This is a genomic window from Natronotalea proteinilytica (genome assembly GCF_055379935.1).
The window spans coordinates 795928-809364 of the sequence record NZ_AP043947.1 but is presented as its reverse complement, the minus strand read 5'-3'; the positions used below and the strand labels follow the sequence as shown (position 1 = coordinate 809364).

Below are 13437 nucleotides of genomic sequence, written 5' to 3'. Positions count from 1 at the left end.
GCCAGACAGTCAGGTCAGCAGTCAGATGAAAGTGGTGCCGTGTCGCCGTATCTCTTAAAATGCATGGCCGATGCCAAAATGCAAGCGCGGGTTGCGTAGTCCGTTTCGAAAGAGGTCATCTTGCAGGGGTGAGGGGTCGTGTACGCGGTACGCAACATCCAGACGCATCACAAAAAACTCCCAGGCCAGCCGGAGTCCAACCCCGGAGCCCACCCCGATCTCGGTCGCGGCTTCAGGAAAGCGAAAGCGCCCAGTTGCGCGGGCAGGGAGGGGCTCTTCGGACTGCGACCCAAAGCCGGGGTTACGCGGTCCAAACCACACATTGCCCGCATCCACAAAGCCTGTTAGAAGCCAATCGGCAGCCAGCAATCGGCGGATGATGCGGGTGCGCAGTTCGATGTTGGCTTCCAGTTTTACATCCCCTCCCAAGAGATTCGCCACTTCGGCATCGGTTGGTGCTGCATTCATGGTCGAGGCGTCGGGTTGGGCGGCAACAGACGCCCCCCCCGGCCCCAGTTCGCGAAGGGCCCAGCCGCGTACGCTGGTACCGCCGCCACTGAAGTAGCGTCGATCGAACGGAACGACATTCGGAATGCCAATCGGATGCGCCATGCCGCCAAATGCACGCATGGCCAGCGTGGTGCTGGAACTAAGCGGAAGGTAGCGGCGCGCATCTGCCTGAACGCGCACGTATGGCCGATAGATCAGTTCCTGGTCGCCAAACCCCGGCAAGGTACTGCTTACCGTGCTCGGCGAAAAGACAAACCGGTCGAGGGCCAGCGGAACCAGGTTGCCGACCTCAGCGGTACCTTCGTACACATGCCCCTGGTTGCGCCGAAGCGGGTTGGCTGTCATGGACTGCAGGGTGTACCGAATGGCGCTGTTGAATTGCGGCTCGGTGTAGTCTTCGAGAATCTGATTTCGCTGCACCGGATCCGTGAGCCCTCCGTCCTCTCCTGTTCCAAACACGCGATCGAGAAAACGCTCGCTGAACTGGTCAAGGGTATCCGGGTTGCTGATACTGAGGTCGGTCACGTCGATCAGCGAGCGGAGGGATTCGGTGTGGTCGAGCTCCAGGCGTACCTGCGCACCAATGCGAGCCCGGATGCGCAGGCGCAGGTCGTCGCGGCGGGCAGTAAGTGCGCTAAGGGAGACCCGCGTTCGCGTATCCACCAGACGAAACCACTGGTCGAGTCCGGAAAACGGACCGATAAGGTAGGGGAGCGTGACTGAGGGAGCCACCTCTAGCTGCATGGATGTGAGGGAGTCGAGGTTGGTGGCGATAGAGGCGGCGGTGCGCATCTGAAAGCGTTCGCCCCCGCCCAACAGGTTCGCATTCTCGTAGGTGAGCCCAAGCCCAAGCCCGAGTTCATTCTCGACATCGGTAACGACTTCGCGCTGTAGTGCAAATGTTTCGGCGCGCAACTGATGACGCTCGCGCGTGCGGCCAGAGACCTGAATCGGTACAAACACTTCTCCGCTGCTGTTAACGCGCAGGGTGTCTTCAAGCTGTGGGGAGAGATTCGTGAAGGTGAAGGTGCCTGTGCCTTCAAGACGCCGCTTGGTGGCCAGCACGCGCTCTTGACTGTAGTACGTGCCGGGTGTAAACTGGAGGGCGCGGCGGAGTAGACTCGGGCTCATACGGCGCTCGTTAGAGAAGGTGGCCGTAACGGTGGGCGTATGCCCTGCACGTGGATCCACAGGTACGTCGAGCGTGTCGTTGCGCTGGGAGGCTGTGCGGCTGGGGCCCTCGATATCAAACTGCACATCTCCAAATCGATAGCGTGGACCGGTGCGCATTTGCAGTTGAACATCGAACGAGTCGGGGCGCGGCGTGAAAACGAATGCGCGCAGCGAGTCGCGTGAAACCCCTGCATATCCGCCGTTGCGTAATGCTTGGAGCACCCGCTGGCGCTCCTCCAACAGCTTAGGCGTCTCATACCGTTGGTCGTCTAAGTACAGCTTAAAGGGGTTGCTCGGATCGGGCGTCCCCTCTTCAAAAATCGATTCGTTCACGACCTCACGCTGTACGGATTCCGGGGCGCCCGCAAGTCCGCTGTACTCAATGGAACGCAAGTAGGTGGCGGGGCCTTCATCGATTTGAAAAGCTACGGTGACGCGGTCTTCATATCGAGAGGCGCGCACCTCGGCATCGATGGTAGCTTCGCGAAAGCCTTGCTGTTCGTAGAAGGCGCGCAGGCGTTCAAGGTCGCCGTCGATGAGGGTGGAGTCGAGGTGAGCCGGCGGTTCTCCGCTCGATCGCATGGCTGTGCCGATGCGTCCGCCGATGGCGTCACCGGTCTTGTACACCCAGCGCCACCAGGTGAATCCGGGGATGCCCAGAATGCGCCGATTGGCTTGGGTTTGCAAGCGCCCGCGTAGGCGCGAGGTGCGAATTTCGTCGTTTCCCTCAATGACAACGCTACGTACAATGGGTTGGTCTTCCAGGTCTGCCGTGTCGAGCATGGGTTGTTGTTGCGCCGACACCGAGACGGGTAGCACAACTCCCCAGAGGATGGCCAAGAGCGCCAGGCCGCGTATCCGGGAAACAAGGGAAACAGACACGAACAACAAACAGCGAGTCAGCAAAAGTGGGTGCGGCTACAATGGAGGTCTACCCTGTGACCGGGCGCATTGGTTCGTGCACAATGCCTTTTGGCATAGGCAACGCGATACCACCTACATGGTCAGAGCCAATCTGACGCACAGGTGGCCTGCCCATCTCGGAAAGGGCCTTTTCGTGTTGCGTGAGCGTACGAAATCCCTCCTCCTGAATCTCTCTGACGCGAACTACTGGTGTGTCATAGGTCAAACTTCGGATAACGCATGTGCCCCCTAACGTACCAAAAATAACTCACGTCGTTGTCATTGCGAGCACAGCGACGCAATCTCATGCTATCAGGCCGGATGTAGCCGCCGGATCAACAGCATGAGATCGCACCCCAGGAGTACTCGTTCGCTGCCGCTCACAGCGCCGCGTCGGTCGCAGGGCTCCCTCCTCGCGATGACAATGTTAGGATACGGAGACCGTGGCAAACTCTGTGTCCCAATCTCCTTCAAAAAGCCTGTCATGGTGAGCACGCGACGGGCCCAGCCCGGAGCACGTCGAACCATCTCCCCGACGCTCAGCAGGCTCTGATCGATCGAGTGGCCCTGCTCATTTCGAGGGAGATCTTTCGACGCAGCTAGACGGAAAGATCGCAGCGCCATCTCCGCAGACTCGGCACGTCCGGGCGCGTGAGCCCCCATGGACAATGAGGAGCAAAGCGCCCCGGCCACAGGGCGTTGAGATGCTTCACTCCGTTCAGCATGACATTCAGGAAACACGCTCGCCCACTCCCAAACGCTAATACGTCGGTACGCTGTTATCGATCTCCTCGCTCCACGCCAGAATGCCGCCTTTCAGGTTCGAGGCGTCGTAACCATGCTGACGCAGAAACTCGGTGGCGCGTTCGGAGCGTGCGCCCGAGCGGCAGTGTATCACGACGGGCTTATCTTTCGGGGCGTTGAGTTCGTCGAGGCGGCTCGCAAGCTCATCAACTGGAATCAGCTGGTCGGCATCGATCGAGGCGATGTCGGCTTCGTGAGGCTTGCGCACGTCGAGCAGGAACGGAGCATCGCCATTGTCGCGGGCGGCTTTTAGCTCTTGAACAGTCGTTTCGGGAACGGCCATATCGTCGTCGGTTGATTCGTCAGGATCGGGAATGCCGCAAAACGCTTCGTAGTCAATCAGTTCCGTCTGCGTGGCGTTATCGCTGCAGATCACACAATCCGGATTTTTCTGTACGGTGAGCGTGCGGAAGTTCATGCGCAGTGCATCCACCATGAGCAGGCGCCCAATGAGCGGCTCGCCAATGCCCGTAATCAGCTTGATAACTTCGGTCGCCTGCAGCGTGCCGACCAGTCCGGGGAGTACACCCAGCACACCGCCTTCGGCGCACGACGGCACGAGTCCGGGGGGCGGCGGCTCTTCATAGAGGCAGCGGTAGCACGGGCCATCTTCGGTAGCAAAGACCGAGACCTGCCCTTCAAACCGAAAGATGGAGGCGTACACGTTGGGGGTGCCGGTAAGCACACAGGCATCGTTTACCAGGTAGCGCGTGGGGAAGTTGTCGGTTCCGTCGGCCACTACGTCGTACTGATCCACGATGTCGAGCGCATTCTTGCTGCTCAACCGCACCTCATGGCGCGTGATGTCGACATGAGGATTCAAGTCGCGCAGGCGTTCTTCGGCAGCGTCGAGCTTGGGGCGGCCAATGTCGCTGGTGCCGTACAAGATCTGTCGCTGGAGGTTCGAGGCTTCGACCGTGTCAAAATCGACCAGGCCGATGTGCCCGATACCGGCGGCAGCCAGATAGGTAGCCGCTGGCGAGCCCAGTCCGCCTGCACCCACGAGCAAGACCGAAGCGTTTTTGAGCTTCTCCTGGCCTGCGCGTCCAAACTCGGGCAGTGTTAAATGGCGATTGTAGCGGCGCAGCTCATCGGTCGAGAGCACCGGTTCGGCAGTTGTAGTAGACATAGGAGCGTCGGTTTACTGAGACAGGTAGCGGTAAGATGTTAAGTGATTGACATGTGGGTTACATCATCGCAACTCGCTCAAACCCCCTCTGTCTTCGAGCTTCGCCGCAGGCGTGATCCTGTGGACATCTCCCCCTTGGCTAAGGGGGAGAAACCCGTAGGGAGTGGGGGTTCGAACAAGACAAAACTGCGATCTTCAATCACCTTATCATTTGGTGTTTAACCAGTGCCGCTGTGACAAATGATGCGTGTGGACAGTGAGGGTCATCCGCCTGCAATGGATGGCACAATGGAGAGCGCGGTGCCGTCTTCAAGAGCAGTGTCGGGGCCGTTGAGATAGCGAATGTCGTCGTCGCCCGCGTAGATGTTCACGAACTGGCGCAGTTCGCCCGCGTCGGTGTACAGATTGCTTTCAAGATCGGGATATTGAGCCACGAGGTTCTTTAGCGCCTCGCGCACCGTTGCGCCCTCCACCTCTACCGTGGCCTGGTCGTCGGTAAAGCTGCGCAGCGGGGTGGGTATTTCGATGGTGATGGTTGGTGTGCTCATAAACGGAATAAAGGTAGAGGGATAGAAGGTGAGTTAGCGAGAGGATTCAGCCTCTGTGTGAATGGGTTCTTCGTTAAAGCGAGAACGATCGCGGATCAGTTGCCACGCGGTCAGATCTTGGGGCGTCCCCTCGTACACGGAGACAATCACATAGGTGTAGCCTGGAAAGGTAGCCTGATCTAGATCCGTCTCGGAGGGCTCAGCAGGGTGGTCGGGATGCGAATGGTAAACCCCTACGATATCGCGTCCTTCGCTACGAGCCGATTGCTGGGCCTCCCGGAAGGCATCGGGCGGAATGAGATAGTTCCGCTCGCGATTGGCGTCCTCTTCATTGTCGACACGGTGGATGGCCGTTACCACATTTGTGCCATCGTGCACGTTACCCAGCAAAAGGCCGCAGACCTCTTCCGGATAGCCTTCGGCTCCGTGGGTGCGAATGGCGTCTAATACATCAGGTGTGGTCTGCATGATTGCATTGCGGGTAAGGGAAAGCAGAAAGCGGGATACGAAGCGTTAGTCATCGCTCAGTCAGTCATCGCTCAGATAGCGCGTGCCGGTATCGCAGAGGATGGTGACGACGTGTCCGGCGTCGAGCGTTTCGGCGATGCGAAGGGCGGTCGCTACATTTGCGCCCGCTGATGGACCAACGAGGAGCCCTTCTTCCTGGGCCAGCCGTTTCGTCATCGCGAGCGCGTCTTCGGTCGAGCAGGTAGCGTGCGTATCCACCAGGGTATCGTCGTAGATGCCCGGCACCTCGGCGGTTGGCAGGTGCTTGAGTCCTTCGAGTCCGTGTAGCGGGGTGTCGGGCTGCATGGCGATGCAGGTGACGGATGCGTTGTGCTCTTTGAGGCGCCGCGACACGCCGGTGAATGTGCCGGTGGTGCCGAGCCCGGCCACAAAGTGGGTAACGGCTCCGCCCGTCTGGTCGATAATTTCAGGGGCGGTGTGTACATAATGTGCCTGCCAGTTGGCGTCGTTGTTGTACTGATCCGGATAGAAGTAACGATCGGGGTGGGCCTCGACCTCGTGGCGTACGTACGCCTGCGCGCCGTCGGTGCCTTCCATCGGATCGGTCAGAATCAGCTCGGCACCGTAGGCGCGAAGAATAGCCTTGCGTTCAGCAGAGGCGTTTTCTGGAAGCGCGAGCGTCACGTCGCGGTTTAGAGCGGCGGCGATCATAGCATACGCAATGCCCGTGTTGCCGCTGGTCGCATCAATCAGCGTGTGATGGGGCTGGTACGCCCCGCTAGCGAGTCCGGCTTCGATCATCTGGCGGGCCGGACGATCTTTTACGGAGCCGCCGGGGTTGAAGTGTTCGGCTTTCGCCCACAGCGTTACGGTATCGGACAGATGCGCTCCGATGCGGCGAAGCGGCAGCAGCGGAGTCGCGCCGATCTGGTTGAGCAACGCCGGACGCGAATCGGTTTCCGGAGCCTCAGGCACGGGAGATAGGGTGTCAGGGTAAGACATCAGAACAGGGGGCATCAACGAAAAAAGCCTCTCGCGGCAATCCGGAGAGGCTGAAGCAGAAGGAAACACACGATGTACATGCACGCCCTACCTCCAACAGCCTCTCGGCTTACAGCAACAGCAGCAAGGACAGCAGGGGATGTTCTGCATCGGAGACAGGGGGAGAGATATTAGGGGGGCACGTACATTTGTGTAGTGGTAAGCCGACTGATAGACTCCGTTCCAGCATTGGGGGTAACGTTGCGGGGTCTTCCAATCTGCGTGAGCGCAGTGAACGAGTCTTCCTGGGATACAGATCTCATCCAGTAGGTTGAGCGTGTCTGCTTAGTCTTTACGGTAGCGCTCTACCAACCCTGAGTGCATTGAGCTCAGATGAGTGTTTTCCCCTCCATCCTGGCCTTCCTCCTCGGGGAAGGTACATGTTTAGCGTGTTTCAAAGGCCGCTCGGGATATCCGCTCCTGATCCCGGGCTACAGGACGGCGCGATGTGAGCACCCCCATAGCGGGGGACCGTTTGCGTCTCCGGCGATCTGTGGCACGTCGCTAAACACATACATGCTCTAGATCATATCGTGCTGCAGGTCATCCTGACGCCGCTAGGCGGAACGATCTCAACGCCATGCTTACGGGCTCGCTACGTCCGGGGCGCGCAGGGTGCCCATCGTGGACACTGAGCAGCAGGCCCCCCGCCCCCATAGCGCTGAGATGCTTCACTTCGTTCAGCATGACATGTATAGAACGGCCTCGCGGTACGCTGTCTCTGTTTGGCGCGGTTCAATGGCCGCTCGGGATCTACTCTGCCAACGTAGCCGCTGCCTCAACGTAGTGCGCGGATAGCCCAATCCGTTACCGGGCCTGGAGGAGCGGCCAGACTTTTTTTGCACAGGCGAGCGTGGCCATCACGTCTTTCTCACAGTAGCGGGCCACCTGTTCGATCTGACCGTCAGCTACAAGGTCGGCCACGCGGCTGCCGTCGCCTTCGTCTTTGGGAGAATCCACGCCCACCAGTTCACAGAGCTCGTGCAGCCGAAGCGGCATGGGCCACAGCTTCATGAGGTCGAGGTGCGGAGCGTCGTTGAAGGGATACGTATCGAGCAGCTGTTTTCCAAAGGGCGTAACGCCATGGTGTACGCTGCGCGCTTCGACAAAGGGCACATCGAACTGCTTGCCGTTGAACGTGACCCACCGAATGGACGATGCGTTGGACGTGATGTGCTTAATATCGTCCCAAAAACGATCTAACAGTTCGGCTTCGTCGTCAGGCGTAGCGGCGGTCCAGCTTTTGGGGCGGTTGGGGGCATCGCCGAGTGGGCTGCGCACCGCGCTGATGCAGCAGATCCAGCTTAAGAACGGATGCAGGCTCCGCACCAGGCGCGAGGCATCGTCGGGATCCTCATCGGGATGCTTGGCGCGCCGTTTGGCCAGCCGCTCTTCATAGCGCGACTGCTGCGCCTCTGAATAGCTGTCTTCGGGAAACGGGCATGTTTCGATGTCCCAGGCAATTAGTTGCATAGCAGGGCAGTGTTGGAGCGCAGAGTAGCGTACAGGAAGACAATCTGTTACAAGATAGGTAATGCGCGCGGGAATCGCTACCGGACAATATGCTTCCGGGGAAAGCAGGGAGAGGTGGGGAGAGGGATGCGCATAACGCACATCCAACAAAAAAGCCCGACAGCCGGGGGAAGCTATCGGGCGGAAGGTGTGGAGCCACGGGGATTCGAACCCCGGACCTCTTGCATGCCATGCAAGCGCTCTACCAACTGAGCTATGGCCCCGCCTGTGGGTTACAGTCGTGTGGTATTGTAGCGAATGGGTATTGGTTCCAGCTCATTACGGCTGTGCCCCCCTTTCATCTACATTCCATAGATGTAAGAGCGGGGCGATCAACTTCAGAGAGTGGACACGATATTCTCAGGCTGGTTTTCAAGAAACCGCTGCTGCTTATCGCGAAGTGCCTCAGGCGTCAAGTTTCCATGTATCAGTGCCTGCACGTACTGCACCAGTTGTTCACCAGCCAACAGGTCAGTTACTGTAACGTACAGGGCGCCTCGATCAAGGAGGGCGAGCGCTTCATTTACATCGTCTGCACTCAGAATAACGTCGGTTCCAGAAATCAGGTCGAGAATCCGTTGTGAGAGCGTACCGATGGGGATTGTTGAGATAACAAGCCGGGCCGCTGCAGGATTGGCCTTTTTCCAGGTGTACCGTTCCATCGCATCGCCAAAGACAAACTCTTCGCACTCCAGGCGTACCGTGTCGCGTAGTACAGGATCATTCTCGATTACGATATACCGTTGACCGAGCGCCTCGCAAGTTTTGACAAGCTGCTGACCCTGGCGACCATAACCGACGATGATTACATGGTCGGTAACATCATCTGCGCAGCTGCTCCAGGCATCGATTTTGTCGTGTCGTCCAACAATCAGCCCACGATCAGCGAGGGCCCGGTAGATCTGTTCGTCATAGCGTTGACTGAGGCTGGAAGTGATCATCGTCACCGCAGTCGCCAAAATGATGGCACTAAACACCGACTGCGTCAGAAAGCCAAGAATCAGCGCTTCAATGGCAATGATAAGAGCAAACTCACTCACCTGGTCGGTGCTTAGGCTCGTCAGCGTTGCCGAGCGTGCTTCGTAGCCCTGATAGATCAGAATCGAGGTGGTTACGATCGGTTTTACGACAGCCGTTAGGAGCACAAGGACTGCAACAACGAGCACTTCTTCGAGCGTGGGGAGCGCTACAAGTGCACCAATTGTTACAAAGAAAATGGCAACGAAGAAGTCCTTAATCGACTCAATGCCATTAAACAACCCCATATAGCGGTCTTGATCGTGCCGAACGGCAAGTCCCGCAGCAAATGCTCCTACAACGATTGAAACGTCAATGGCTTCCGCTGCACTCATGAACAAAACAAGAAGCGATACCGCACCAATAATCATCAGCTCTGATGATCCACCAGCCAGCCGCCCGAGCAGGTCGAACACGTACCGGTTGACGAAGACGGCCCCCACGAGCAACATCAATCCGTACCCGATTTGCGTAGCGATCGGGTCCATCGCGAATGCCTCAGCGCTCAATATGAGCAGCAGAACGAGCGCAATCAGATCTTGAACAAACTGGATCGACTGGGCCAGTCGTCCCCGTACGAGGTTGCGTCGAATTTCTTTTCGGAGAAGGGATGTTCCTACAATAGTCGACGACAGAGCAGCGGCAATCCCGAGATAGATCGACTCCTGCAGGGGAATGCCAAAGGCCAGTCCAGACCCGATCCCAAGCGAACCCACTATGAGAATCTGCCCGAGGGTGGCGATCTCGCTATCGAGCAGCACAGTACGCACGGTATCGAACTGGACCCCCACGCCAAAGGAAAAGACGAGCAGCGCAATACCATACCGCGCAAGCTCCAGAGTGAGCCCTTCTTCAATAAACATTCCTGCCACAAGTCCTGCTACGATAAGTAGCGGGACGGTAGGTATCTCAAACTTGTTGGCAACAAGCAGGAACGGACCGGCAACAATAAAAATGATGGAGAGGGTCGTAAGAAGATCAACCATCAAGGCCACCTACCATTTTTTTATGCATAGCGGGAAGGGGATCGGGGCTACGGAGCAACTCGGCATCGGCTTCAGCAATTCGTTTGAACGCGTCTTCATCCTCAAGATACGCCTTGAGGTAGGACGAAAGCCGGTCGCCTGCCAATCGTGTGCTCATAATGACGCAGTGTGCGCCTCGCTCGTACAGTTCACGGGCATCCTCGATTTCTCTTGCTTCCACAAAGACGATCGCATCATCAGGCGCCTCGCGAAGAAGTGCACTGTTTACATCCAGCTCGACAGACGAAGAGATCACAAATGCGGCTCGTTTGATCGCGGTGTCTTTGCGAATAGTCGCGTTACGGAAGTCGCCATAGAGGGTGGTGTACCCTTCCTCTGTAAGAGTCTGGATATGATCGACGCGACGGTCCACCACGACGATATCGTCATATCGCTCGGCGAGTAATGGCAAGATATTTCGGGTGACCGCATCGTAGCCGATTACAATTGCGTGGTTCTGATATTCTTTCTTCCCGCCTTCGAACGTGTTTTCTGTCTCCCAGCGTTTGAGATATGGCCTAAGACGCGTGTAAAGCGCATGATTGTATTCGATGAAGTAGACCGACACCGCCATGGTGATAAGGGCGAGCAGCGTCAGATAGCCCAGCACTTCTTGCCCAACAAAATCACCGGCAAACGCCGCCACGCCCAGTATGATGCCAAACTCGCTGACCTGGATCATATTGATGCTGCCGAGAAAGGTCGTTTCCAGGTCAAACTTCTGCCAGTTAATGAGCGCGAAGAAGATGAAGAACTTCACGGGCATGAGGACAAGCGCAGTAATCACCGCTTCCTGCCAGTAGAAAAGCAGGGCGCTGGCCTCAAGATCGAGCGCAACCGTCACAAAGAAGACCATCACGAAGAGGTCTGTGAGCGGATTGATGCGGTCCTTTAGTTCTTTGCTGTACGGCAGCTGCGCGATAGCCAGTCCGGCAAGGAACGCCCCCATCTCGATCGAGAGATACGCCTCAATGCCGAGCGGGGAAAGGATCACATTGATCTCCTTAGAGATGAGCACGAAAAGGAAAGCCCACGAGATGGCGATCAGGAAAAACACCTGCTTGTTGTCGGCAATGCGCCGAAACAGCGGGGGCAGTGCATAGCGGGAGGCGGCGAGCGCTGCAACGCTGATAATAGCCACCAGCGTGAGCACAACAGCCAGCGTGGCCCCCACTTCAGCGAGACTCTCGGGGCGTCCGGCGGCCATCACAGCCAGCAGAATCACTACCACGACATCCTGCACGAGTAGTATACCGACATCGATCTTTCCGTGCAGCGAGGTGGCCTCGTCTTTATCCGTGAGCATCTTAATCACCACAGCGGTCGAGCTGTACATTACCGCCAGAGCGATGATGAGTGCCTCCATACTGGTGAACCCCAAGGATAGCGCGATGCCCCCTCCAGCAAGAGCTACAAGCGCCATCTGCGGCCCCGAAATTTTGACAACCGGAGCAAGCACATGCTGGATCTCATCGAGCCGCATCTTGATGCCAAGAAGGAAGAGAAGAAAGGCCAGCCCCAGTTCAGAGAGCGTTTCGGTAAGCTCGCCCACCTCTACGATGCCCAGCACCGCGGGACCGATGAGAACCCCCGCAAGAATGTATCCCACAATAGTAGGCTGACGCGTCTGCTTCGCCACAAATCCCATCACCGCCGCACTAAGCAGGATAATGGCAAGATCAACGGTTAAGTCCATGGCACGAATAGGTATGATCGAGAAGCATCAACAGCCTGTGCGCTGTCAAGACAAACCGGGCAGAAGATAGAAAGCGGTTGAATGTGAGCCCAGCCAGACGCCGTTCGCAAGACCGAGGAAACAACGCGACAAACAAGTCAAGCGTTCAACATCGCCTTCCGACTACATATTCTTGCTTGCAGCTTTCTCGTTGAACAGCGTGAGCCTGAAAACAGTTTAGCTGTACCGAGAGCAAGGAAGCGGTGTTCAGTGGAGTACATGAATCTAACATGCACGAATAACCAAGGCCAACACAAAAGCGCCCCTGCAAGGCCTCCATGCTGAACTTTGACCGACAGCGGCAACTCATCCTGTACTTGTCAACAATGGGGCACATTCGTTTCTTGTAGCGAAACAGCTTTCCGTATCCCCCTACCGTTATGACCCCTCTGGCACGCCGAGCGTTATACTACATCGTTGCTCTTGCAGGAGCAACACTCGGGTTCACCCTCCTCTACAGCATAGGCATGGCTGTGCTCGAAGACCGTCCCCGCCCCTGGTACCATGCCCTTGAGGTGGTTGTACAGTCGTTCACGACCACCGGATACGGACAGGATGCCCCGTGGGAGACCCTGAAGATGTCGCTGCTCATGATCGCCATGCAGCTCACAGGGATCGGGTTTATCCTTAGCGCGGTTGACATTTTTATCGTGCCCTGGCTTCGCGACACCTTGCGCCCTACGGCTCCCCGTACGCATCCTGACGTTCAAGGACACGTAGTGGTATGTGGATTTACTGAGCGCACATCAGTGCTTATTGATGATCTTGAAGAGGCCGGACATTCATACATCGTCCTGGAGTCGGAAAAAGAATGCGCCAACACCCTTCATGACGAGGGATATACAACGATCCATGGCTCCGGAGAATCGGTAGCTGCCCTACACCGGACGCACATTGCAACAGCACGAGCGCTCGTTGTTGATGTGGCCGACGACGTGAACGCGAGCATCGTGTTGGCTGCCCGTGAAGCCCATTCCGAATGCACGGTCATTACATTCATCAAAGACCTGTCGCTGGCGCGCTACCATCGTGCAGCCGGCGCGACTACCATCTTATCGCCACGCCAACTGGTAGGAAATGAGTTAGGGACGCTCATTCGTTCTGAAAGCGCTCCAACTGCAACCGTTGTCATCGCTGGATTTGGAGAAGCCGGTCAATCAGCCCACGAAGCGCTTCGTGATCACGTTGAATCAGTTGTGGTGCTCGATAGCGTTAAAGGTCCCAACGTTGACTATGTGGGAGATGCGCGAAAGCCCGAGGTTCTGCAGGAAACCGGACTTCAGCAGGCCGAGGCGTTTATCATCACGGTGGGCGATGACACGACAGCTACGTTTGCGGCATTGGTCGCCCGCAACTTGAATCCAAGCATTACGATTGCAGCACGGGTCGATAGCTCTGATATGGTCGAAAACCTACGGCGCGCCGGAGCCGACCACATCCGTGCCCTTGCTGAGGTCTCAGGACACATGCTTACCGAAGCCATCTTTGACGATAATTTCGCGCCACCCAGCCCACACAAAGAAGCGCAGTCGTAGCGCATCCGTATCCTTGCAGCGTATTCTCTTTTAACAC

Annotated in this window: 9 protein-coding genes and 1 tRNA gene; 1 reads left to right on the top strand and 9 read right to left on the bottom strand. The window is 57.3% G+C overall.

Annotation, left to right across the window (positions count from 1 at the left end; all coding sequences use genetic code 11):
* Positions 1 to 54: 54 nt before the first annotated feature.
* The 9 genes from ACZ5AL_RS03470 to ACZ5AL_RS03430 all read right to left on the bottom strand — a co-directional run bounded on the left by ACZ5AL_RS03470 (position 55) and on the right by ACZ5AL_RS03430 (position 11826).
* The gene (locus ACZ5AL_RS03470) at positions 55 to 2565 is read right to left on the bottom strand and encodes a BamA/TamA family outer membrane protein (protein ID WP_464512199.1); all 2511 of its coding nucleotides are present in this window, start codon (positions 2563 to 2565) and stop codon (positions 55 to 57) included.
* Between the two features lie 781 nt (positions 2566 to 3346).
* On the bottom strand, positions 3347 to 4519 hold the full coding sequence (gene moeB / locus ACZ5AL_RS03465) for a molybdopterin-synthase adenylyltransferase MoeB (protein ID WP_464512198.1): 1173 nt from the start codon (positions 4517 to 4519) through the stop codon (positions 3347 to 3349).
* Positions 4520 to 4782: 263 nt separating this feature from the next.
* Positions 4783 to 5067: a ubiquitin-like small modifier protein 1 gene (locus ACZ5AL_RS03460; RefSeq protein ID WP_464512197.1), complete on the bottom strand. Its 285-nt coding sequence runs from the start codon at positions 5065 to 5067 to the stop codon at positions 4783 to 4785.
* A gap of 33 nt (positions 5068 to 5100) precedes the next feature.
* Positions 5101 to 5535 (bottom strand): M67 family metallopeptidase, encoded by a 435-nt coding sequence (locus ACZ5AL_RS03455; protein ID WP_464512195.1) that lies wholly within the window; start codon positions 5533 to 5535, stop codon positions 5101 to 5103.
* Positions 5536 to 5595: 60 nt separating this feature from the next.
* Positions 5596 to 6537: a PLP-dependent cysteine synthase family protein gene (locus ACZ5AL_RS03450; protein ID WP_464512194.1), complete on the bottom strand. Its 942-nt coding sequence runs from the start codon at positions 6535 to 6537 to the stop codon at positions 5596 to 5598.
* Positions 6538 to 7383: 846 nt separating this feature from the next.
* Positions 7384 to 8049 carry a ribonuclease H-like domain-containing protein gene (locus ACZ5AL_RS03445; protein ID WP_464512193.1) on the bottom strand — a complete coding sequence of 222 codons (666 nt, stop codon included), beginning with the start codon at positions 8047 to 8049 and terminating at the stop codon, positions 7384 to 7386.
* A 190-nt stretch (positions 8050 to 8239) separates the two neighbouring features.
* Positions 8240 to 8312 (bottom strand) — tRNA-Ala (locus ACZ5AL_RS03440).
* A gap of 114 nt (positions 8313 to 8426) precedes the next feature.
* Positions 8427 to 10091 (bottom strand): cation:proton antiporter domain-containing protein, encoded by a 1665-nt coding sequence (locus ACZ5AL_RS03435; protein ID WP_464512191.1) that lies wholly within the window; start codon positions 10089 to 10091, stop codon positions 8427 to 8429.
* Positions 10084 to 11826 carry a cation:proton antiporter domain-containing protein gene (locus ACZ5AL_RS03430; protein WP_464512190.1) on the bottom strand — a complete coding sequence of 581 codons (1743 nt, stop codon included), beginning with the start codon at positions 11824 to 11826 and terminating at the stop codon, positions 10084 to 10086. Before ACZ5AL_RS03430 ends, ACZ5AL_RS03435 begins: the two co-directional genes overlap by 8 nt.
* 419 nt (positions 11827 to 12245) lie before the next feature.
* Between ACZ5AL_RS03430 and ACZ5AL_RS03425 the strand changes: the two genes are divergently transcribed.
* Positions 12246 to 13400 (top strand): NAD-binding protein, encoded by a 1155-nt coding sequence (locus ACZ5AL_RS03425; protein ID WP_464512189.1) that lies wholly within the window; start codon positions 12246 to 12248, stop codon positions 13398 to 13400.
* Positions 13401 to 13437: the final 37 nt, after the last annotated feature.